Below are 23,043 nucleotides of genomic sequence, written 5' to 3' on the forward strand. Positions count from 1 at the left end.
ACAACTGGATCATCATGCATACACGATGCCCCCTTCGCACGATCGGTGTCCTGACACGCTTCGTCTTTGTCATGGGGAGTGTTTTAATCCTGTGGCTCGCACCTTCTCCCGATGTCTCTGCCGCCGATAAGTTGACTGTCTATTCTGGGCGAGCCGAACGACTGATCAAACCGGTCCTGGACGCGTTCACCGCGAAGACCGGTATTCAGATCGACTTGCTGTCCTCGGGCACAACCGAGCTCGTGAATCGGATGAAGGCGGAAGGCGACCGCAGTCCGGCCGATGTGTTTGTCACCAACGATGCCGGCAGTCTAGAGATCGCCCGTACCGCTGGACTCCTTCGCCCCTTGAGCATGCGGGAGGTCGAGCGAGCCATTCCATCGCAATTCCGCGCGGCGGATAACAGCTGGATCGGCTTATCCGGACGATTCTGGATTATCGTGTACAACACCACCCTCATAAAAGCTGATCAGATCAAGTCGCTACTGGACTTGGCCGATCCGTCCTGGAAGAACAAGATCGCGATTCCGAACGCAGGCAGCGAATACCTCCAAGCAGGTGTGTCGGTCATTCGGGCGAGCCTTGGCGACGATGCCACCAAAACATTCCTTGAAGGACTCCGAGAGAACGCCGGCACACAGGTCTACCAAAAGAGTTCCCAAATCGTCGACGCGGTCGCCAAAGGGCAAGTGGCGCTGGGTATCGTGAATCACTACTACGTCTATCGACATCTCGCGACCCAACCGACGGCTCCACTGGGAGTCTCAATGCCCGATCAACAGGACGGCGGGATGGGAACCATCATGAATGTGGCCGGCATCGGAATCCTGAAGCACACAACCCGCATCGACAATGCAAAGCTGCTGGTGGAATTTCTCGTCGCCCAGGCCGGCCAAAAAATGTTTGCCGACCTCGACAAGGAATACCCGCTCCATCCTGAAGTGAAGGGTGATCCGGCACTCCCTGAACGGAAAAGTTTCCGAGCAGCGCTGGTGCCTCTGAGCAAGCTCGCCGAACTGCGAGAGCCTACGATGCTGCTCATTGAACAAGTCGGAATGCGATAACCCTTCGAGCAGATTCGTGATTCCTGTACCCCGATCATCTGCCTCAGCCTTGCAATTGATGGTGATGGCCAGCGCCGCACTGATCTTGTTGCCGTTGGGCTACGTCACCACGCTGGCCTTCTCAGCCGACGTCGTAGTCTGGCAGCGGCTCTGGACGACACGGGTCCCCGAACTTTTGTTCAACACGGTGTCGTTGGCCGGTGCGGTGGCCGTGCTGACCCTCGTAATAGGGGTCATGACGGCATGGATGGTCACCCGATTTGAGTTTCCCGGACGCCGTTTCTGGGAAGTCGCCCTCGTACTTCCCCTGGCGATGCCGACTTATGTCCTCGCCTATGTGTACAACTATCTTTTGGGATACAACGGTCCTGTCGAACAGCTATGGCAAATGATGGCGGGACCGCAAGCACGAATTGTCTCTCCGCAAAGTTTTTGGGGCATCACCTTCGTGATGGCACTCGACACGTTTCCGTTCGTGTATCTCCTCACACGCAGCGCGCTCTTGAGCTTCAATGTGTCCTTTGAGGAAGTGGCCCGTAGCTGCGGCGCATCACCACTGCGCACGATGTTCAGAGTCACCTTGCCGTTGTTGCGCCCCTCCATCGTGGCCGGTGTTGCGCTGGTAGTGCTGTATGTCGTCTCAGATTTCGGTGCTGTTTCCCTCCTACGCTTTCAAACGCTGACCTATGCCGTCTTTCAGCAGATGACCGGCAGGTCCGACAATCAAGCTGCAAGTATCCTGAGTATCTTGTTGGTGGTCCTGGCACTGCTGTTCCTGTTGACCGAACGCTGGTTTCGACGAAAGAGCCGGTTCTATCAGACCTCAGGGCGCTATCGGGCCCCCCAACGGGTGCCCTGCGGGTGGCTCTCTGCAGGGATTTTGACGACCTGCCTGGCCTCCGTCGTCGCTCTGGCCTTCAGTATTCCTGCCTACCTCTTGGTGACATGGAGCCTCTCCCCTGAGGCACTGGCTATTCTGGATACTCGTTTTTTTGGATTTGTGTGGAACAGCACCCTCTTATCCGGTCTGGCAGCGACAGCCGCCGTGATGGTTGGGCTCCCCCTCGCCTACCTTGCAAGCCGGAAGCCGACCTGGCTCAATCTTGGCTGTCTGCAAGCAGCCTATGCAGGCTATGTTCTGCCAGGCCCGGTGGCAGCCCTCGCTGTGTTGGTGCTCTTCTTGAAAATTCTGCCGTTTTTCTACGGAACCGTGCTCGTCCTGATCGTCGCCTACGTCCTACACTTCCTCCCCGCGGGTCTGCAATCACTCGAACCATCGATTCAGCAGATCACGCCCAACCTTGAAGAAGTGTCCAGGACCTTGGGGCTTGGGGTTCGAGACACTTGGAGGCGAGTCACGCTGCCGCTGATCCGTAACGGTGTTATCGTAGCCTGGGTCCTTGTTTTTCTCCAGACTATGAAGGAACTCCCGGCGACGTTATTGTTGAGACCTGTTGGATTTGACACCTTGGCGATCCGAGTGTGGCTGGAAGCGAGTGAGGAGTATTATCAGCTGGCGGCCCCATCAGCCCTCTTGATCGTACTGGTCGGGTTGCCGGCCTTGTTTTTGCTGCTCTCTCGCGATTGGAGGGCGGCATAAGTTCATGATGGATCCATCACTTCACACAACCCATATGAAGACCGCCGAGCCTGATGATCATGTCCTTCAGTACCGGCCGACTTCGTTTATCTTGGAGCTCCGGTCGGTATCCTGCGCCTACGACCCAAGCCGGCCCGCCATCAAGGATATTTCTTTTTCCATTCGAGAAGGAGAAATTCTCTGTCTTCTCGGACCGTCCGGCTGCGGGAAGACCACCATCCTGCGAGCCATCGCCGGCTTCGAACCTGTCCGATCCGGACAGATCTTTCTGTCCGACCGATTGGTCTCCTCATCCAGCGAAACGGTGCCAACCGAAGACCGTCGTGTCGGCATGGTCTTCCAGGAATATGCGCTGTTCCCACACTTGCGAGTGGCCGACAACATCGCTTTCGGGCTCCATTCTCTTCCGCGGGCGGAACGAACCTGTCGAGTCCAGGAAATGCTTCGGCTGACCGGCCTGGAAGGATTGGACCGCCGATACCCACATGAATTATCCGGCGGACAACAGCAACGCGTGGCACTCTCACGAGCGTTGGTGCAGCATCCCGTCTTGCTCCTCTTGGACGAGCCGTTCAGCAATCTCGATCCCGACATGGCAAGCCGCATGCGGCAAGACCTCCATGGTCTCCTCCGCCGAACCAAGACGACCACCATCCTGGTCACCCATGATCACGAGGAAGCATTTGCGATGGCCGATCGCATCGCCGTCCTCAACCAAGGAGAGATTGAACAATTAGATGCTCCGGAGCTCATTTACCATCTCCCAGCAACTCGGTTCGTGGCTGATTTCGTCGGTCAAGCCGACTTTGTCACTGGAGAGATTCGACAAGGCCTCGTGCATACCGAACTGGGAGAGTTTCCCAATACCATCAGCAGTGCCGAGGGATCGCATGTCATGGTGATGATCCGCCCGGATGATATTCACCTGGTACCCAATACAGCCGCCGAGCCCCGAATCGTAGCGCGACAGTTCCGAGGCTCGGAAAATTTGTATACGGTCCAACTTCCGTCCGGCCAGGTCGTACATAGCAGTGAAGGTTCAACCAGCGTCTACCAGGAAGGGACTGCCGTCGAACTGCGTGTCTCTGCCACCCACACCGTCCTCTTTCCAACCGATGAACCGCTTCGCCCATAAGACGCACTGCGATCACACTCATGCCTGTGCCAATTGACAGCTTCCCCCAAGATCTGGCATGGATGAAACGGTATTCCGGCTCCCAACCCACCGGATTAAGCCCACATCTTCTATGTAAGGAGTCGAGATGGACGCGTTGAAGAACGTCGTTGATTACGGCGTGATCGGTCTGCTGCTCGTGCTGAGTCTTTGGTCCGTTGCCGTGGCCATCGAACGATGGCTGTTCTATCGACAAGTCAATCTGTCTCAGTTCACCAATGCGCAGTTGTTGGAAATCACGCTCACAAAGCGGCTTGTGATTATCGGCACCGTTGCCGCCAATGCTCCGTATATCGGCCTCCTCGGAACCGTCCTTGGTATCATGTTAACCTTCCATACCATGGGGACATCGGGTACGATGGCGGTCAACACCATCATGATCGGCTTGAGTCTAGCCTTGAAGGCGACCGCCGTCGGACTGTTAGTCGCGATTCCCTGTGTCGTGATGAACAACGTCCTGCGTCGGCGCGTCACGGAGCTCTTGACCGAGTACAAGGCCCAACATGGACCGGAATATTGATCAGATCAACGTCATCCCGCTGGTGGATGTCATGTTGGTCCTCCTCGTCATCGTGTTGACCACGGCCACGTTCATCAGCACCGGGCAAGTTCCCGTCAACTTAGCCAAGGCGAAGGAAGTGGGTGATCGAAAGGACGTTCCGGTCGTGATCTCACTGACCGCTGATGGGAGCCTGTTTGTCAATGATGCGCCGGTTCCGGATGGAGGCCTCCCGACGGCGCTCGGTGCTCAACCTCGTGAATCAGCGGTGGTTGTGCGGGCGGACAAAGTCACCTTGCTGGAGAAATTTGTCGCCTTGGTCGACGAGATTCGTGGCTTAGGATTTCAACACGTCAGCCTGGAGGTCATTCGACTGTGAGGGGTCACTCGGTTCCCCTTCCCCATCCCAGAGGGCCGGTGGCGGCAAGTTGGCTCGTCTCATGCCTGCTGCACGCAGCCCTGGCCATGGCTGCATTATTCTTCGTTCGACACCTGGAGCTCGCCCCTCAGTCTGAACCCTTTCAGTGGGACGTTGCGATGATGACGCCGCTCTCGACTTCGGGGCAATCCGATCCCACCGCTCAACCGACAACTCCAGGGGCTTCGGAGATTCGGCGACCTCTTCCGGCAACGAAACGTGTCCCCCCAGCCGCCCCGCCGATTGAACCAGGAGTAGGGACACCAGCTGCTGCAACGCCAACCATGTCCTCACTGGAATCCTTTCAAGAGCAACCCCTCCATCAGGAGTCAACTCCATCAGGTCCAGCGCCGATTCTCTCACCTCCCTTGTCTCCTGACCGTCTTCCGGAGCATCTCCCAGCTGCCGTGTCGGAACAGGAACCACCTACTCGCAATGCTGTGACCACTCCGGTGGATGCACTCACGGATTCCTCCCTTGCTCCCCTCACAGCGCCGAACCAACTCGCGTCAGCCAAAGCTGATTATGGATGGCTCGCTGTTCTCATGGCGCAGTGGATCGCGGACCTAAACAAACGATATCCGGCGATGCTCCGAACCGAAGGGATACAGGGGAAGGTCACGCTGACTGCAATACTTCACGAAAATGGGCTGTTGAGCGATGTGCGGGTCGTCAAGAGTTCGGGGCACGCCGCGCTCGATCAAGTTGCCGTGGAAGATGTGACGAACGGCCCACCCATCACTCTTTCTCGTCCATTGGACCGTGCCCAGATGCCGGTGAAATTTTCGATCAACTACGATCTGAAGACGGCTCGGTGATCCTTTACCTTGATCTCAGGGAACATGGAGTCGATCCTGGAGCCCTGACGACACCGTCATTGTTCCTTCAGCATCGATAATGATGGCTTCAACATCAGGCAAACCCTCTACCAGGGCCATTCCTTTCTCAGGCCCTAACACAAAAACCCCTGTATCCAATCCGTCGGCCACCGTCCCTTCCTTGGCCACAATCGTCACACTCTGACATGCGCGTGCCGGCTGCAAGGTCTGCGGGTCCAGGATATGGTGATACCGGACTCCGTCTCGCACGAAAAATCGCTCATAGTCCCCTGCAGTGGAGATGGCTTCATCCTTCAGTTCAATGACCGCGATCAGCTCGCCTTCCTCGCGAGGATGCTTGATCCCGACAGGAAACCCATTACCTTCCGGAAGCATGCCAAATGCCTTAATATCACCGGATATGGCGACAACTCCCCCTCTCGCACCAGCCCGCTTCATCTCCTCGACGGCCCGATCAGCTGCATATCCCTTTCCAATCCCACCGACATCAAGACGCATGCCTTCATGCGGCAGGAAAATAGTTCTTGCCTCTCTATCGATTCGAATGTTTGTCCAATCGACGAGGGGTTGTAGCTGCTGCAATTCATGGTCATCGGGAATATGTGCCTGGTCCGTGACGCTCCATGCTTCAATCGCAGGACCAAGTGCGATATTGAGCCCGCCATGAGTCAGTTTCGCCATTTCCAAAGAGCGGACCACCAGATCCAACGCTTCTTGGCTCACCTTCACAGGAAAACGCCCAGCCTCAGCATTGACGTGAGAGAGCTCGCTGTCAGCGCGCCAGGTGCTCAGTAATTGCTCAAGCCGTTTGACCTCATCAAATCCGGCTTGCATCGCTCGATCTCCCATACGGCTATCAGTAGCCACAACGGTGAGGGTGACCAGGGTGCCCATGTGCATCTGAGCGCGTTTGGAAACGACGGGTTCAGACACAGGGTGTGTTGCCACGCAACCTGCCAGCAAGGCCACGACGAGACCAAACACCGTCTTGTCGCGCACGGCACATGCTCCAGCTGCGTTCATCACGATCGACCTCTCACCACCACTGCCGGCGAAACATCCTAGGATATCGAGGGTAGGGCATGACTTCAAAGAGTCGCGCTTCCACCCGTGAGGGTTGTGGAAGTATGTTAACTATCGCCCGCCTATCGAACATCGGATACTGCTCATCGAGAAAGTCCTGGATCCCCGCTGTTTCCTCAGGATCAGCCACCACAGACACGACGAGCATTCGTCCATAGCGGGGTGAATCGATTCCGAATCGTCATGTTCCGACATACGTGATGCCACCAGCGTCGACAGAAAACACCATGTCCACGTCAGCTATGGACGCGAACGGACCTTCGCTGACCTGCACTCGGGTGAGTCGATACCTTCCGGGCGGCAAATCCACGGCAAAGTGTCGATCTGGTGACATGATCTCGACCTGAAAGCGCTCTCCGGAGTCCTGTTTCTCTAATTCAAAAAACCGAATCTGCGGCAAATATCGTCGAGGCCAGTCCCCGGTGAGAGCCGTCACGACGCGCCCCACGACCAGACTGCCTCTGACTTGAGCCGAGTCGACCGAAGACGGCACGGTTATCGCGCAGGCCCACATCATCGGAATAATGATGAGGACCCACAAGACTGTGCAGCGCCTACCGAGCTCACAAGCCATGCTGAAATTATATGCCATGGTTGCTCCGGAATGCTGAGTCGGTCGAACCTCACCAAAACTTGCCTCTTGACAGTGATTGTTATGCTGAGATATTAATAATCGTTCTCAATTTCATTACTAACGAACGGCAAGGATCATGGCCATCGCAAAAGCTCCCGCACTTCAACACGGTCAGAGCCTTGAGACACGCTGTGAGTGCGGACAGCTGATCGCCAAGGTGGGTGGACAAGGCCTGGAACTGAAGTGCAAGCGGTGTAAGCGCATCATCATCATTCCCTTTTCTTCGATCGAAGGCTGGGGAACCGCACCGTTCTAAGTTATTCCAAGAAAGGAGGGGCTGTCGTTACATCCTTTCAGTTTGTATAGATGTTTTTTTGTCCGAAGACCAGAGACCATCGAGTCCCGAGTCAGACCATAACCTTACTCATGAGGGAGGATACCGATGAAGATGCGGTCAATCCTCGGGGCTGTTTCGATCGTCGTACTGGCCGTGGCGCCGGTCTTCGCAGAAGAGAGCCTTGAGGAACGAGTGAAGAGACTTGAAGAAGCATTGCAGAAAGCCCAAGAACGTGAATCCCGTGCGGTTCAGGGAGAAAGTTCTTTCCCGAAACAATATCCGGTGCCCGCTGGGCCGATGACCGATATTGCAGTCGGACGTCCAGGGGAGGAAAAGAATACTCTCGGCTTCGGTTCCACAGGCTCGGGGAAACTGGTCTATGCTAAACCGTTCTTGAGCACCCCTAGAGCAGTGCTCGGCGGCTACGTGGATATGGGGTACAACATCCTCTCGCGTCAAAATCTCGATAATCCGAGCCGCAACACGTTTGGCCACCAGCGACTCGTGCCGTACATCTACGCGGACATCACCGACCGTGTAAAATTTGCGGCAGAAATTGAACTCGAGCGTGGAGGCACCGATGCCCCACAGGGAAACGGTGAGATGAAGATTGAATTCGCCCAAATGGACTATTTGATCAATGAAATGATCAATCTCCGCGGCGGCGTTCTGCTCATGCCGGTCGGCAAGTTTAACTTGTTGCATGATACGCCTTTGAACGATCTAGTCGATCGCCCGATGGTCTCGCGGATCATCATCCCCAGCACGTGGTTTGAGTCCGGAGCTGGAATCTACGGGACCCTGTATCCGACCGCGCTGTCGAAGATCGACTACGAACTGTACGCGATCAACGGCGTGAGTTCGACCGCCGGAGCCATTACGGACCTCGGTGTTCGGAGCGCGCGAGGAAGCATCTCGAGAGATCGGGACGACAATAAAGGTGTGGTCGGCCGTGTGGCATTCAGCCCCATGCTCGGGATTGAAGTCGCGACATCCGGTTACCACAGCCAGTTTCGACCGTCGGCAGGAACCGCCGGTCAAAGCGCCATGAATCTCTTTGCAGTGGATTGGACATTCCAGCGAGGCCCCTTTGAGCTCATCGGGGAATCTGCCTGGGCCTGGATCAGCAACAACGGCATAACCGGCGTGACGGGATCCGGAGTCGGACCTGGTAAAATGCACGGGTATTACGTTCAAGGGAACTATCACTTTATGCCGGATATCTTGAAAAGATTGGCTCCTAGCCACTTCTCAGATGCCTCGACCTTCACATTCACCGTTCGTTGGGAGCAAGTCGACACGGACACCGACAATCGCACCCTCGGCGGAGGAAACACACTGGGTAATCGGCGAGAGTTGGATCGGTTGACGGTTGGCTTGAACTTCAGGCCGATTGAAGATACGGTCTTCAAAATCAACTGGCAACATAACACGCAGAACGGCGCGCTGGGATTAACACCTGCCGGAGACTTGGGTGCGGCTAATAGCCCCATCGACGGAGACGGATTCCTATTCCAAGCAGCGACCTATTTCTAACCGTAGTAAAAGGAGGCTCCCCGCTATCTTGGCGGGGAGCTCAGCACATGAAGAACCTTCTGCGACTCGGCATACGTATTCTTCCACTGTGTGTGTTCGGAGGCCTGGCCGGTTGTGCGTCGATGAGCGGGATGCAAGAGCGTCTTGCCGCCTGCACCTATGAGCATGCGTGGGAAGCGGCAGTGGAGGCTGTGAGAGACCGCTCAATCGACACAACAAACAAAGCAACCGGATTGCTCGTCACTCATTGGCTGGAGATTCCGATGCCGGGAAGACAGTATGGAATTTTCCGACGAGATGTGGCCGACAGTAGAGATCGTTCCCGCCTCACCCTACGGGTGAGGCAAGTAGATAGCACGAGCACAATTTCTTTCATCGAGGAACGGCAGAGTTGGGGATTTCGTGGAGGATCGCGGCTTTTCGGCTGGATCCCAACTGAGCCTTCCGAGGAAGTCATGCGCGACGTCCAGAAACGTATTGACACCAAGCTGCAGGAGCAGGGATGCGCAGTCACATAAAGAGCTACACCGCTTTTGCGATCGGGACCGCACTCTGCGTGACCATGCCTTTTTCGGTGGGAGCCGAGCAGGTATGGGATAAGGATTTGAAGCGCTATCTTACCGACGCTGAGCTGAATCATGCGGAAGTCTTCATGTCCGAAGCGGAGGCCGTAAAGATCGTGCTGCCAAAGTCCGAGCGTGTTCGCAGAGAGATACTGGAACTCACGCAAGAGAAAAAAGACCTGATCGAGCAGCGCATCGGATGGAAATTCCCGGAACAAACCTTCGAGGTCTACATTGGTGAGACCAGGGATAAGATTGACGGCTATGCCATGGTTCACAACACCATCGGCAAGCACAAGCATATGACGTACATGGTCGGCGTGGATTCTACCGGCGCTTGTTCCGACGTTGAGCTCTTGGTGTTTCGGGAGGCCAGAGGAAGCGAGGTAGGGCGCAAGCGCTTCAACGTGCAATACGAAGGCAAGACGGTGCTTGACCCTATCCGGATCAACAAGGACATCATCAATATCACCGGCGCCACGATGTCCGTCCGCTCCATCAGTGCCGGTGTCAAACGCGTGCTTGTATTGATTGATGAGTTCTATCTGAAGCCGGCCGGAATCGGAAGCGATACGTTTACTGCCAAGAAGGACAAGGGCTTTTTCACGTCGATATTAGGGAATTAATCGAAGCGGACCCTGCGTCCCCGGCATGCGAAACTTCAACCAGAAATTCAAGCTTCGTGATAGTGATCGCCATATACGGCTGTTATACACATTGTTCCTGTTCTTGATGCTCGTTGGGTTTTGTTTTTCATTTTTTTGGGCACATAGCATGACCGAACTATCACCGCAAGGTATCGCTGAGCACTACCGTGGATCTGACGCGACATTCGGCGAGCCGATGTCGTTTCGGGAATTGGCGGAGATCACGCACTTTCATCTGTTTACGATGCCGGTGGTCTTCATGATCCTGATTCACGTGATGTACCTGACCAACGTCAGCCATACGCTCAAAGCGATCGTGACCTGGGCGGGGTTCGGAGGTGTGATGCTCGATCTCGCATCACCGTGGCTGATCAGCTATGTCTCACCGATTTTTGTCCTGTCGATGTTGGCCGGCGACACCCTCATGACGATCAGCTTCTTGGTCATGATGGTGGTTCCTCTCTATGAAATGTGGATACGCAAACAACCGTTGATGGGGGGGAAACAGAGCCGGGAATCGTAACTATCAATACCAATTCTCGTGTTATGTAGAGGCCAGCGGTTTCTCACCCAGAGCCCAGGATCACATGGATGGTCTTGGGCTCTTCGTTTTTTGGAGGTGGCGCGATGCATATCGATCCTGATGCGGTCGACGTGACCCAAACGACCGTGATGAGGCTTCAACATATGCTCAAGAAGATCGACCGTTTGTGTCTTCCATCGACCTCTCGTCATGATCTGGAGGGCATTCTCGTTCAGCAAGTAGCACACGAATTAGATCGGCTTCTACCGTGGCAAACCGGGCATGGACGGGCCACGGCTGCGATCGCACTGGAGCTCGGACGGACTCTCCACCTCGCAGACGAGAATTTGCATCAGCTCAGGTTGGCCTCCCTACTCCACGATATCGGCATTCTCATGCTTCCTCCCTGTTTACAAACCAAACGAGAATGGCTTGAGCCAGAGTCGTACGTGGCGATGCAGAATCACCCTCGCCTTGGGGCGATGTTACTGGAACCGTTTTCATTTCTCCGTGAAGCCACGGTGATGATCGCCCACCATCACGAACGGTGGGACGGCTCTGGGTATCCCTATGGTCTCAGAGGCGAGTTGATCCCGTTGGGAGCGAGAATCCTGGCCATCGCAGATGCCTTCGACGCAATCCAGGTGCCTCATGTCCAGGAACGATCTCTACGCGATCGCATCGCACTCCGAATCCTACGCGTCGCTTCAGGCACGCAGTTTGATCCCACAGCCGTCAGTGCGTTGGAGACGCGGTTTGCCGAGGGACATGCCATACATGTCTAAGTCTCATCTCATCGGATCCACAGCCGGCGTCCGCCCAGCGCCGGCCTCAAAGTGGGAGGCCCACCCCTCCCACTTTACCAGGCAAGGGTCCTCGCCTCCCGAGGACCCTTGCCGCCCCCTAGGTTGAATGGCGTGGTGAGATGAGACCGACGAGCAGGACCGGTATGGAACGCTGGTTATCGAGGATTCTCCACATGAGGAGAAATGCGCCCAGCTCGACCGTCTTAATATCCAAACAAAAGGAATGGTGCTCTATGAGTCGTATCACTATGGCAAGTCACACACAGACCTCTCTGGCCTTTTTATGTTCGATGCTTTTCCTCATCGGAGCAGTTGCCTGCTCCGGAGACGACAACCAGCCCCCTTCGACCCCTCTCGCCTCCACGGGAACGCCTGGCGCCGAGGAATCGGTCGGTGAACGGCTGTTTCTCGAAACGCGATTCGCTCAGGCGTTCAAAGTAGCTCTGGACAACGGCGGCAATATCAATGACGCGAATATCGGCGACCGCGTCGTCGATACGGTCGAAACCCTGGGTGCGCCGATCGACCCGGGGCCGTTCAAGGGCCTCTCCATGAATTGCCGGGCGTGTCATTTTGTCGATGACCTCCTGGATGCGCCGGGAGGCGGCATGCGAACCTATACCGATTTGGCGCACCGCAGCCCCCTCCCGGCCCGAGCGGACGGCAAGACAGTTGCCGTCCGCAATTCTCCTCCCCTCGTCAATGCTGCGCTCGATCGACCAGGTGGCGTCTTGTTCCATTTCGATGCGGAATTCAACTCCATGGAGGACCTGGTTGCCGCGACCTTCACAGGAAGAAATTTTGGCTGGTTACCTGGAGAACGAGCACAGGCTATCGCTCATATCGCTCGCGTGGTTCGTTCGGATGACGGCACCGGGAATCTGGCCAAGGAGTTCGACGGAACGCCCTTCCAAGTGCTATTCGGTGGGACGGATGCCTCCATACCAGAGGAGTTTCAACTCACGACAGAATTCCGAATGGCGATCAGCTCCGCGACCGACCAAGAGGTGTTCGATGCCGTCGTCAAAGTCGTCGCCGCCTATGTCAACGGCCTGCTCTTTTCTCAAACCGAAGACAGTGGAGCACCGATCCGCTCTCCGTTTGACGTGTTCCTGGAGGCCAACGGCCTCCCTCAAACTCCGGATTCCAACGAATCTCCGATCGACTACAGCAGACGTCTCCTGCAACTTGTGAACGCGCGTGAATCGGCCGGAATGCTCCAATTTGTGACCTCGAATCCCAACAGAACAGATGGCCAATTCCAGTTTCATACTCAGCCGTTCTCGTTTGGAGCACAGGAATTGGCCGGCTTGAAGATGTTCCTTGCGGAGCCAGCGGCACTGCCGGCCTCGCCGGCCGAACGAACGGCCGGAAAAATCGGCAACTGTGTCGCCTGTCATAGCGCACCGAACTTTACTGATTTCAAGGCCCATAACACGGGGACAACCCAGAAGGAATATGATGACATCCCGGGCCATGGGAACGGCGCCTTTCTGAATTTGGCCATTCCCACCCTTGCCGCACGAACCGCCGATGATCTCCCGGCGACCGAACAACATCCGACGGCAAGCGAACGGTTCCGAGCTGTTCCTGCTGCCGGAACAACGTTCACCGACCTAGGCTTGTGGAACGTTTTCGCCAATCCCGACATGCCTGAGCCGCAAGAGAAGATCCGAAACATCCTCTGCGAGGAGGAACAACCCTGTTCCGCATCTCAACACGACCTCCTGAATCGAGCAATTGCCCGATTCAAGACCCCGGGGCTACGCGATCTGGGGCACTCCGCTCCGTTCATGCATAACGGTCAATTCGACACATTGGACGACGTGATCGAGTTTTACAAAGATGTTTCGGATCAAGCCCGTGCAGGCACGCTCCGAAACGGCGCGGAACAGCTGCAAGGCATCGCGCTCCAAGAGATCGACCTGGCATCGTTGATCGCCTTCCTCAATTCACTGAATGAAGACTACCAATAAACTCTCCTTCTCGAATTGTCAGACCCGTAGATACCAATGAGAGAGGTAGGATCTATGAGATCACTCTCTCCGTCAGGTTCATTCGTCATGACCTGCCAGCGCTGCCACAGACTGATCTGCCATCACAATCCTCAGCTGTGGTGCATTCGGTGTCGCTGTCTTCAGCGCCACCGAGCGCAGACCAGACGTCTTAAGGCATGGCTGAAAACGCTATGGGGTGAGCGAAATGGGCTGCAACTAAATCAGAGATAACCGGTCGAGTCTTCGATCAGTACTAATACGATCAAATGACTTGGAGTCCAGAGCCCATAGCTACAGCAACCAAGTCATTCAGTTTTCTTTATTGGGTACCCCCTAGAAAAATATCGATTACTTCTTAATCTGCTCTGAAAGGTAGCGCTCTACACCGACCTGATCAATCGTCCGCAGTTGAGTTTCGAACCAGTCGATGTGTTCTTCCGTGTCCACAATCATGTGCTCCAAGAGATGCCTCGTCGTAAAATCGGCGGCTTTTGCACAGTGGACGATTCCCTTTCGGAGCAAGTCCGCATCTTCCCGTTCAGAATCCAGGTCCGCTCGGAACAGCGCCTCGACCGTGCTTTCGTGCGCGATAGTATCCAGATGTTGCACGTCCGGCGTGCCTTCAAGAAATAAGATATGGTCGATCAATCCACTCGAATGCTGGACTTCTTCGTTCGCCAGGTGACTGTAATGATCATGCAAGCGCTCGAATCCCCAATTCCTGCAAAGTGCTGCATGCAGCAAGTACTGGTGTACCGCGCTCAATTCAGCCCTGAGTACCCCATTGAGAATGTCAAGAGCGCCTTCTTTTGCTTTCATAGCCTCCCCTCTCAGGATTCCTTCTTGATCTGCTCAGCCAGGTAGTTTTCCAGCCCCACTTGCTTGATCGTCTCCTGCTGCGTTTCGATCCAATCGATATGGGCATCAACATCTTTCGCCATGTCTTCAAGCATGTGTCGCGTTGTAAAATCTGCCACCTTGCTACAATGCGCGATACCTTCGTTCAGGAGGGCCAGCATCTCCTGTTCTGCTTTCAAGTCTAATTTCAGTTGTTCGGCAACCGTCTCACCGACCTGAACAGTGTTCATGCGTTGCACATTCGGCACGCCTTCCAGATAGAGAATATGGCCGATGAGTTCATCTGCATCTTTCATTTCATCGATACTGCTCTCCCGCACCTGATGATAAAGCCGTTCATACCCCCAGTTCTCACACATCTTGGCATGGACAAAATACTGGTTGATGGCGGTCAGATCCGCCGTCAAGATCTTATTTAGGATATTAACGACCCCATCCTTTGCCTTCATGATTATCCCCCTTTCGCCGCCATCTCATCGCTTCGTTTTGGATTATCACCAGGTGCACTTTCCCGCGTCAACTACTAAATACTTACATTATGACTTCGTTTCTCAATTTCGCTGACAGGGCTTCTCATTCTCCTGCTAATCGAAAACTGATCAATTCACTTGCAGGGAAGGAAACGACGTTGCTTGGCGGTGATCTGTACAATCAGGGCGAAGGAAGGAGTGCGGATCGGGTATATTACTGATGGTCTGCCCGATTATAGGAGGCGTCTCGTACGGTCATCGTCGGTGACTATTCTCACTATCAAGCCAATACGTCTCTCGATCGTTACACTGCGCTATAGCGGAACCTGTCATACAGTCGCCGGGTCGCGCGTAAAGTTGGACCAGCACCGCCGATCGCGACGGCATCAACTAGACAATACCAAGCTCCCACGCCACTCGGCGGGTTTCCTTGCTGCCAACCCAATAACGGATCGATGGCCGCCCAGTGCCAGGCACCAGCCGCGGTTCCAAGTAATTCCAGCCAGGTTGTAATGAAAAAGGCCGCGAGATAGACCATCGGGGAACGACCGACCAGCAACCAGACCAGAAAAATGGAGAACAAGAGCGCACCAACCGCATCCCCTCGCTCAGGATATCCGCTGATCCCCCAAAGCGACCATGTGCCCCAGACAGCAATCACGAAGAGGGTAATCTTCTTGGGATGACGCACAAATAACCCAGAACGTGCTAAGGCCACGGCGGTAAGGTAAACCATACCATGTCCAGGCGGGACGTAGGCAGGGACATTCTCAAACCGATAGGTGTAGCCACCCATATAGATAGAGGCAAAATGCTCGCCCACTGTTGCAAATACGACTGCAATGATCACTTGCACCTTGGTTTCTCTATTCTCACCAAGCAAGAGTGCAGCGAGAAATACCCATGCGAGAGTCCCTAATACGTATTGTCGTTCTACGCTGGCGCTCATCTCAAAAAGTGAACTGAGCCCAACGCACAGAAACGTAATACCGGCAATTAGGTAATCACGAGTCCGATGCTCATCGGCATTCGTCGCCTTTGGGAAATGACGGAGGGCAACTCGTTCAAGATTGGTGAACCATGACACGGTCCGATTGGTGCTTGTATAGGAATGCATACGAGGATCAACAATGCCAGGGCGTGACACTCTTACCGTAGATTATATGGCAATCAACCAGTAAGCTCGTAAGAGGTGAATTGCTCGTTCACGATAATACAGCACCGGTGAGCGTCGGGCAAGAGATCACACCTGCTTGATCTTTTACTCACATGTCCGGATGGAAAGATAAGGCTTGGAAGATCTTAAAAAAAGAAGACGCCGACCCGCTTGGCTATCTTTCGATAGGAGCGGATCGGCGTCGTCACGTAGGGAGCTACTACATCCCTAGCTTGGTGAACACCGGAATGACCGGTGCTGAGATTGAGTTGATGAGACGATCACCGGATTCGGTGAAAGACATCAACAACCCAGCAAACCGCTGATCCGGGTCATGAAGGATATCCACGAGACGCTGAACCTCCCAGAGGACGTCCTTCGACTCCACATGGATGTCGACAGTCTCGCCAGGATTGATTGGTCCATCATGATCCGAGGTCAATCCTTCCTGCGCCACGAGCTCAGCAGGATACTCTGGATCGAGGTTCCGTTGCTGGCCGGTCTTGTTCAGGAACCGGATTCCAGCTGTCGTGAACTCACCGATACTTACCGGTTCAGTGCCGTTGTTTGTCGCATGGAGTACCAGACGCAGGGCACGACCAGGAACATCGTACTCCGCATGGGTAACTTCCACCGAGAACGGATTCGGCTTAATCGGTAACGGCTTGATCTTGGTTTCACCGGCTTGCAGAGGAACGCTCACAGGATGCCGTCCTTCTGCAGCGAGATACCCAACCAACACCACGACGAGTGTGAAGATCAACACCGCAGTTCCCACTTTCCGATCAATCGGATCTAGGAGAATCTCGTCCCCATACGCGGCCAAGACTCTGGCACGGACTAGGTACATTGGTCTGATGGCAAACCAAGCCACCCAGAAGATACCGATCGAGATCCAGAACACGTGCCACATGATTCCGGTCATCGAACCCATGGTCTCTGAATCGAACGTTTCACCGGTCAGAGTTTTAACCGGATTCACAAAATCTTCATATCGACCAGTAATGTCCATCCACCCGCCTGGTCCGGCCACAGGACCAGCCCGTTCCACCGCAAGCATTGGATGGATATGATGATGGCCAGGGAGCCTGGCTTTCAACTTGACTTCGTACGTGTAATCTCGACCGATCTCCAATGGACCGGAGTTAAACATCGGGGTCCCGTTCATCTTAGAGCTAAGACGAACGAACACCGAACTCGGTGATCCGACGTTCAGGAAGGTCCGCTCAGGTTTCACGACTGCTCGGGGCCAGTCTTCTGATAAATGGAAGCTCCCCTTGAGATAGGCGATATCATTAATCGCAGTGGACTTTCCAACCCACTGTGTGTCGTACCAATTCACAGTTCTCATACGGAGAAACGGTTCCTGAGACCGTTCCCCGTGAGCCGATGCGGAGGAAATCAACCCCGGCGCAAACGCCAGCGTCGCTATCCCGCAGAGGCCCAGTATTGATAGTTTCAAGACGTGCTTGGCGTTCATGCTTTTCCTCCAGACAATTTAGCCTTATCTGCATGCGCTAATGTTGCATATGCAAAAACATCGTGCACCTTCGTCGTTCGTTGTCTGTCATCCGTCAGGTAGAAGTAGGACGTACAGAAGAACTTCCCGAACTGCCACCAGAGAATATAGGTTAATGACGACGCGAATGCCGCGAAGAATGCAGAAATCATGGTGCTGTGTCCGCCGAATGTCCGCAATGATCCGACTTCGATCATCCGGATGTATTCAGGGGTTCCGGTTCGCACATACATGAAGCCCATGTAGTCAGCCCATGACAACAACGCCCCGTCAACCACGAGAGGCGTGTGGCTATAGGCGAAGATTGGCCAATTAGACGGATAGAACAGCGCGGCGTACATCCACGCCCCAATGACCGCAGTCAGGGTCCAATTTCTGGTCAGCAGGAGGACGATGTCCAAGACCAACGCACTCGGAATCAATGTGGCTGGCATGACGAAATTCGGTGGATAATTCGACCACCACCACCAAGACGTGTAGACGACGACCCATTTGCCAAAGCCTAAAGCTAAGATACAGAGCGTAGCTCCAAATGGTTGCCGATAATTGACCCAATTATAATACTGGAGAGCTGCGCAGAAGGTGATCGTGGTGATTGGAGTGACGATCGGCCACCACTGTCTATCTTTCCAGTCTATCCAGAAATCCCAGTCTCCGCACAGCAACGCAGTATGCATGTGAAACGTCCCGACGATGGTCACGAACAAAATCGGGATAAAATAAATGTAGTCAATGTGCCGGGACATTGCGACGCCTTCCGGCGGCAATTTCGAGGCCTTAATAATTTCATCAGTTCTAAACATAACTGAGCTCCTCCGTCAATTTAGCCGGTTGAGGCCAACCTAGGTAGTTCTTTATCACACCCCCTAAGTTAGCCCCGGATGCCGACCATGATTCATATGGACTGCAACATCACCTAGTAGCCAGGCTTCGCATTCGGATCCACCTGGCTGGGGAACGGATCCAGGATGCTCTTCGGTGCATTGTTCCAGACCACGTCCGCCAGGTTCGACATGCGGCTCACAATCTGTGCCGCCACGCCCCGCCGGCCCCGGAACAACCCGCACCAGCCCAACGTCACAAAGCCCCAGTGCAACGGCGCCGCAAACAGCTCATCCACAAACCAGAACGCATGGCCCCACTCGTTGAGCCCCACGTTCGGCAGAATGAACATCGGCCCCACCACCGCCGCCACCAACGGAAACGATGTCGCCTGGCTGTACAGCGGCAACCGCGTCTGCGCATACAGGTAGCTCGACACCCCGCACGTGATGTACAGCAGGGAACGTCCCGTAGAACGCCACGATGTGGCTCGCCGTGAAGCTGGTGTCGCGGATGATCACTTGGTGCCACGCCGCATCCTGCTCCAGGGTGTAGCTCCCCGCGTAGTACACGCCCCAGATGTAGCACACCAACCACCCCATGAAATAAAAGTACCGCTTCAGCTCCAGTTTCGGGTCCAGGTTCGCTAAGTTGCGATCCCGTGTCACCCAAATCCAGCCCACCGCCACGGCAAAGAAGATGGCGTTGGCGACGATGTTAAACCGCCACAGCCCCATCCACACCGACTCAAACTCCGGGGTCATGGAGTCGAGCCCGTGGGAGTACCCGAAGGTCCGTTGATACACGACCCAAAACACGCCGATCGCCAACATCCCAAACCAGCCGAGCTTGGCTGGCCGCGAGTCGTACCACTGCGAAATGTCATACCCTCGCCCCGAACTGTCAGCAGCCATATCCTCTACCTCCTTGTGTTGAATGAAAGAGCGCGACCACTGAATACCACATTTACACGAAAGGATCTTCCAACCAGCAAACTAAGTACCCTGTACCCTGCTGGCAGGACCCGAAAAAGGTGCACAAGTATCTGACAAATATTCGAGACGAGTCAAGCAAAATATCACGCGTGAGACCAACCAAAAGCCACGAAAAATGCAGCCACACTGGCTTGGCTAGTGTCCGCACGTATACTCCTGCAAGGGACAGAAAGTCAAGATTGGTCAAGCTGCTGCGTGGCATTTCTTCTTCTTAATGGATGACTGATTGCGCCAAAAAACACGACTTTGAATTCATGATAGCTCTGACCTGCTACGAAAGAGGGGGACACTCAATGAACCTCATTGTCACGCGGAGACTGGAGCTCTCTCATAATCGAGTCGTATGATCTCCTGGACGAGGAAGCCACGAGCTGCCCAGCCTGACGCCTCGGAAGCAAGAATCCGCCGTGCACGCAAGTCTCCAACATGCTCAAAGCTGGCAGCGGCCATCGCGGCAAAACTGCCCAGGGGCATCATATGCAGCTGTAGCAGCAGACCATAAAGAGGTTTCAACTTGAACGACTGAGCATGTGAATAACCACCGAGGCTTAGATAACTGGTGGCTATGTAGGCGATCACCTTAAAACTAGGCAAGGCCTGGAAACGAACCAGTCCTTGGCAGGCAGGTCCTGATTCGCATTTCGCCCTATGTCAATTACGGCACCCGAGAGAGACGTACTTACTCGGGTGCCTAGCGTGGAGTGCCCTAAGCTGGATCAGCCTCCCGCAGGACGCGTGGCCGCTGAAGGTTTACGACGATCTCGAAAGGAGAAGAACAAGACCACCGCGAGACCTACCACAACAGGGACAATGACCATGATGTAATGCGAGAGATGTGACATGATTCCCGTTTCACCGACCGAAAACGGGAGGCGTGAAACGTGTTCGCCATTGTCGCCGACCGAAACCAACCCGATGAATTTTCCGGGCTTATCAAAATTGTGCTTCACATCGACGGATCCGGTCGGGTAGACCTTGGCCGGGAGATGCGCAACCGTCACGGCCTCAAGATTGTCTTCCGATCCGGTATCGCTAATGATACGGACTTCAACCGGGAGAGAGCGTAGCTCTTTTTCCACATAGTCGAACACCAACACGGCATTTCCCATACCAGGCAACTCCTGACAAAATTGCCGCTCATAGTAGGTATCCGGTAGATAGGAGTGAAAGTACATCTTATAGGGGCCGATATGGAGGACACAGGTATCTGGGGCCAATTCATGTCCATGCTGAGCCAACGCCGTGAATGGAGCGGCAACGAGTAGAAACAGACAGTACACCCAAGCACGAATCAGAATGTGACGGGACATGTTTAACCTCTTCGTTATCATATAAGACTCTCACGCAGCTCAGGAGGCCGCCTTTTTCTCCGGCTTGCGATCGCGCATGAAATAGAAAAGTGCCCCTACGATCAGAGTTGCCACAACAGGAACCATGTAAATGTTCAGCAACTTTGAAAAGAATTTCGGCTCGCCGACCGAGAAGGGAAATTTTGAGACATGTTCATGGTTTTCCCCTACTGTCACGATACCGACGAATTTACCAGGGTTCGGGAAGGTATGGGTGAAGTCGATAGAACCATTTCCATACACTTTCGGGGGAAGATGAAGGACCGTAATACCCTCCAGATCATCCTCGGATCCGGTATCTTTGATGATACGAACTTCAGCAGGTAGAGAACGAAGTTCCTGTTCGATATAATCCAGTACGACAATCGTCTGGCCCGTCGCCGGGATGTCCTCGCAGAACTGTTTATCTTGTGTGTTCTCAGGTTGGTAGCCACTGAAGTGCATCATGTATGGTCCAACCGTGAGCTTGCACATATCTTCCGCCATCGACAGCCCACCGTGCGCATAGGCCTGTGAGGACAAGAGAACGGTCAACGCAAATACCGCACATCCAACTGTCGGCCTCTTGGAAAGAAAAGGTTTCATGGGTGTTCCCTCTCTGGAATAATGAGTGATTACGTATTGGTCAACATACTGCTTATGACCGACGGCGAGCAGCCCACCAGCCCCGGAATCGGCCTGACTTGGAAAGCTCATATCCGATGATCCCCAAGACTAGAAGTAGTGCTAACGGGCCGAGGGCGGACCGGCCAATTTTTGAGTAGTCAACCTGTTGCACTCGTAACAAATAGGCAGACGGGCTGAGGCCCTCTGCCGTGATGATCACTTTATACAAGCCTTTATCCAGATTCGCCTCACCCCGGACAACTCCATCGGGATGAGATGTGGGTCTCCAATAAGCGACCGTTTGCGTCTCGTCCTGTTCGTTTTCATTAACGCCTCGAATGATTTTGACCCCCACCGGGAGCGTGCGGAGGCTTGGATCGACAAGGTCCACGACGAGGAAGGTATCACCGACATCCGGAATATCTGTACAGTATTGCGCTTTTGGCTCAATCTGAGGCTGATACGCGCTGAAATGCACCATGCTCCCACCGATTTTTCGCACACAAGGATCCTCTTCGATGGTGACATTGCCATGAGCGGCAGCGATACCCGGACTGATTCCCGCGACACTGAGGAGCAAGAGAAAGAATGACCGTAAATAGGTGGCGTATTTAATCATAACGTTATTGGCCGTATCTGGTGGCAGAGGGTTGGTAACCTTTAAAATTTACCATTCCGCGGTCGGCTCTTTCAAGTAGCCACAGCGATGGCTCGGTCTTGCGGGATGCGCTACGATCGTCGTACGACTTTGTATCTGAGAACGGGAGAATTCGTCGTGACGAAACTGAGAAGTAAACTCGAAATGAATCTATTGCTCGAGTTGACCCTGATCAGCAGACGTGCTGATAATATGAATAGGTTTGTGGGTCCACTTGCAAAGGAGGCCAGTCATGAAAGCAAAAGAGGGAGTCGTCACTCTTTTAAATAAGATCCTGACCGCTGACTTAACTGCCATCAATCAGTATTTTGTCCATGCCAAGATGTGTGGCAATTGGGGATATGAACGACTGCAACAGAAAGTTCGAGAACGGAGTATCGACGAGATGAAAGATGCCGACGAGCTCATCGGTCACATTCTCTATCTGGAAGGCGTGCCGAACGTGCAGCGCATGAACGCGGTTCAGGTGGGCGAGACTGTACCCGAACAGTTGAAACTGGACTTAAAGGCTGAACAAGAAATGCTGACGTTACTTAACGAAGGGATCGTTCACTGCGCCAAAGTCTCTGATTTTACGACTCGCCATATGTTGGAAGACATGGCGAAGGATGTCGATGGGCATATCGATTGGATTGAAACTCAATTAGAAACGGTCAAGCAAGTTGGATTGGAGAACTACCTTGCCGAACAGATCAAGAAAGACTCTTGAGTGAGACGATTATGAAAGCCGGAGACGGAGTCCTAGGCTACCTCAACCAGGTCCTCAAAGTTGAGTTGACAGCCGTGCACCAGTATCTGCTGCATGCGGCCATGTGTAAGAACTGGGGGTGCGAACGGCTGCACGATCATTACAGTCATCTCGCAAGTGAAGAGGTTCAACACTCCGTGGGTCTTATCGATCCTATTCTCTATATTAAGTGGTACCCCCGCGATAGCAAAGATCGATAGCC

The 23,043-nt window shown here is 54.2% G+C and carries 25 protein-coding genes and 1 pseudogene; 15 read left to right on the plus strand and 11 right to left on the minus strand.

Features of this window, described 5'->3' with window-relative positions:
- Positions 1-14 precede the first annotated feature (14 nt).
- From IPM58_16095 to IPM58_16120, 6 genes are all read left to right on the plus strand, one after another.
- Positions 15-1,064, plus strand: a complete 1,050-nt coding sequence (locus tag IPM58_16095) for an extracellular solute-binding protein (GenBank protein ID MBK9308560.1) — start codon at positions 15-17, stop codon at positions 1,062-1,064.
- A 16-nt stretch (positions 1,065-1,080) separates the two neighbouring features.
- Positions 1,081-2,664 carry an iron ABC transporter permease gene (locus tag IPM58_16100; GenBank protein MBK9308561.1) on the plus strand — a complete coding sequence of 528 codons (1,584 nt, stop codon included), beginning with the start codon at positions 1,081-1,083 and terminating at the stop codon, positions 2,662-2,664.
- 34 nt (positions 2,665-2,698) lie between these two features.
- Positions 2,699-3,799 (plus strand): ABC transporter ATP-binding protein, encoded by a 1,101-nt coding sequence (locus tag IPM58_16105; protein ID MBK9308562.1) that lies wholly within the window; start codon positions 2,699-2,701, stop codon positions 3,797-3,799.
- Positions 3,800-3,926: 127 nt separating this feature from the next.
- Positions 3,927-4,358 carry a TonB-system energizer ExbB gene (exbB, locus tag IPM58_16110; GenBank protein ID MBK9308563.1) on the plus strand — a complete coding sequence of 144 codons (432 nt, stop codon included), beginning with the start codon at positions 3,927-3,929 and terminating at the stop codon, positions 4,356-4,358.
- A complete protein-coding gene (locus IPM58_16115) occupies positions 4,342-4,716 on the plus strand; it encodes a biopolymer transporter ExbD (GenBank protein ID MBK9308564.1) in 375 nt (124 codons plus the stop codon). Before exbB ends, IPM58_16115 begins: the two co-directional genes overlap by 17 nt.
- Before the next feature lie 86 nt (positions 4,717-4,802).
- Positions 4,803-5,573, plus strand: a complete 771-nt coding sequence (locus tag IPM58_16120; protein ID MBK9308565.1) for a TonB family protein — start codon at positions 4,803-4,805, stop codon at positions 5,571-5,573.
- 15 nt (positions 5,574-5,588) lie between these two features.
- Here the strand turns inward: IPM58_16120 and IPM58_16125 are convergent, their stop codons facing one another.
- Positions 5,589-6,617, minus strand: a complete 1,029-nt coding sequence (locus IPM58_16125; GenBank protein ID MBK9308566.1) for an FAD:protein FMN transferase — start codon at positions 6,615-6,617, stop codon at positions 5,589-5,591.
- Between the two features lie 241 nt (positions 6,618-6,858).
- On the minus strand, positions 6,859-7,269 hold the full coding sequence (locus IPM58_16130) for a hypothetical protein (GenBank protein MBK9308567.1): 411 nt from the start codon (positions 7,267-7,269) through the stop codon (positions 6,859-6,861).
- 118 nt (positions 7,270-7,387) lie between these two features.
- On the opposite strand from IPM58_16130, the gene IPM58_16135 reads away from it, so the two are divergent.
- The 7 genes from IPM58_16135 (at position 7,388) to IPM58_16165 (ending at position 13,639) form a co-directional block, all read left to right on the plus strand.
- Positions 7,388-7,567 (plus strand): hypothetical protein, encoded by a 180-nt coding sequence (locus tag IPM58_16135; protein MBK9308568.1) that lies wholly within the window; start codon positions 7,388-7,390, stop codon positions 7,565-7,567.
- A 126-nt stretch (positions 7,568-7,693) separates the two neighbouring features.
- Complete coding sequence (locus tag IPM58_16140) at positions 7,694-9,124, plus strand: hypothetical protein (protein MBK9308569.1); 1,431 nt, start codon at positions 7,694-7,696, stop codon at positions 9,122-9,124.
- 47 nt (positions 9,125-9,171) lie between these two features.
- Positions 9,172-9,642, plus strand: coding sequence for a hypothetical protein (locus tag IPM58_16145; GenBank protein MBK9308570.1), 471 nt, complete (start codon positions 9,172-9,174; stop codon positions 9,640-9,642).
- Positions 9,627-10,313, plus strand: a complete 687-nt coding sequence (locus tag IPM58_16150) for an FMN-binding protein (protein ID MBK9308571.1) — start codon at positions 9,627-9,629, stop codon at positions 10,311-10,313. Before IPM58_16145 ends, IPM58_16150 begins: the two co-directional genes overlap by 16 nt.
- Positions 10,314-10,338: 25 nt before the next feature.
- Positions 10,339-10,857, plus strand: a complete 519-nt coding sequence (locus tag IPM58_16155) for a hypothetical protein (protein MBK9308572.1) — start codon at positions 10,339-10,341, stop codon at positions 10,855-10,857.
- A 104-nt stretch (positions 10,858-10,961) separates the two neighbouring features.
- Positions 10,962-11,642 carry an HD domain-containing protein gene (locus tag IPM58_16160; GenBank protein MBK9308573.1) on the plus strand — a complete coding sequence of 227 codons (681 nt, stop codon included), beginning with the start codon at positions 10,962-10,964 and terminating at the stop codon, positions 11,640-11,642.
- Positions 11,643-11,896: 254 nt separating this feature from the next.
- The gene (locus IPM58_16165; protein MBK9308574.1) at positions 11,897-13,639 is read left to right on the plus strand and encodes a hypothetical protein; all 1,743 of its coding nucleotides are present in this window, start codon (positions 11,897-11,899) and stop codon (positions 13,637-13,639) included.
- Between the two features lie 369 nt (positions 13,640-14,008).
- Here the strand turns inward: IPM58_16165 and bfr (IPM58_16170) are convergent, their stop codons facing one another.
- The 9 genes and pseudogenes from bfr (IPM58_16170) to IPM58_16210 all read right to left on the minus strand — a co-directional run bounded on the left by bfr (IPM58_16170) (position 14,009) and on the right by IPM58_16210 (position 22,054).
- On the minus strand, positions 14,009-14,479 hold the full coding sequence (gene bfr / locus IPM58_16170) for a bacterioferritin (protein MBK9308575.1): 471 nt from the start codon (positions 14,477-14,479) through the stop codon (positions 14,009-14,011).
- 11 nt (positions 14,480-14,490) lie between these two features.
- Positions 14,491-14,967 carry a bacterioferritin gene (bfr, locus tag IPM58_16175; protein MBK9308576.1) on the minus strand — a complete coding sequence of 159 codons (477 nt, stop codon included), beginning with the start codon at positions 14,965-14,967 and terminating at the stop codon, positions 14,491-14,493.
- Between the two features lie 325 nt (positions 14,968-15,292).
- Positions 15,293-15,985 carry a hypothetical protein gene (locus IPM58_16180; protein MBK9308577.1) on the minus strand — a complete coding sequence of 231 codons (693 nt, stop codon included), beginning with the start codon at positions 15,983-15,985 and terminating at the stop codon, positions 15,293-15,295.
- 379 nt (positions 15,986-16,364) lie between these two features.
- Positions 16,365-17,624 carry a methane monooxygenase/ammonia monooxygenase subunit B gene (locus tag IPM58_16185; protein MBK9308578.1) on the minus strand — a complete coding sequence of 420 codons (1,260 nt, stop codon included), beginning with the start codon at positions 17,622-17,624 and terminating at the stop codon, positions 16,365-16,367.
- A complete protein-coding gene (locus IPM58_16190; protein MBK9308579.1) occupies positions 17,621-18,466 on the minus strand; it encodes a methane monooxygenase/ammonia monooxygenase subunit A in 846 nt (281 codons plus the stop codon). The genes IPM58_16185 and IPM58_16190 overlap by 4 nt, the downstream gene beginning before the upstream one ends.
- Positions 18,467-18,579: 113 nt before the next feature.
- Positions 18,580-19,399, minus strand: a pseudogene (locus IPM58_16195) (methane monooxygenase/ammonia monooxygenase subunit C).
- A gap of 797 nt (positions 19,400-20,196) precedes the next feature.
- Entirely contained in the window at positions 20,197-20,790 is a 594-nt protein-coding gene (locus IPM58_16200; GenBank protein MBK9308580.1) for a hypothetical protein, read from the minus strand.
- Between the two features lie 39 nt (positions 20,791-20,829).
- Positions 20,830-21,414, minus strand: a complete 585-nt coding sequence (locus IPM58_16205; protein MBK9308581.1) for a hypothetical protein — start codon at positions 21,412-21,414, stop codon at positions 20,830-20,832.
- Positions 21,415-21,466: 52 nt separating this feature from the next.
- Complete coding sequence (locus IPM58_16210; GenBank protein ID MBK9308582.1) at positions 21,467-22,054, minus strand: hypothetical protein; 588 nt, start codon at positions 22,052-22,054, stop codon at positions 21,467-21,469.
- A 271-nt stretch (positions 22,055-22,325) separates the two neighbouring features.
- Between IPM58_16210 and bfr (IPM58_16215) the strand changes: the two genes are divergently transcribed.
- Both bfr (IPM58_16215) and IPM58_16220 read left to right on the plus strand, forming a co-directional pair.
- The gene (gene bfr, locus IPM58_16215; protein MBK9308583.1) at positions 22,326-22,802 is read left to right on the plus strand and encodes a bacterioferritin; all 477 of its coding nucleotides are present in this window, start codon (positions 22,326-22,328) and stop codon (positions 22,800-22,802) included.
- 11 nt (positions 22,803-22,813) lie between these two features.
- Positions 22,814-23,041, plus strand: a complete 228-nt coding sequence (locus tag IPM58_16220) for a hypothetical protein (protein MBK9308584.1) — start codon at positions 22,814-22,816, stop codon at positions 23,039-23,041.
- Positions 23,042-23,043 lie beyond the last annotated feature (2 nt).

Origin of the sequence: Nitrospira sp., from assembly GCA_016715825.1 — a bacterium.
In the GTDB taxonomy this organism is placed as follows: Bacteria; Nitrospirota; Nitrospiria; order Nitrospirales; family Nitrospiraceae; genus Nitrospira_D.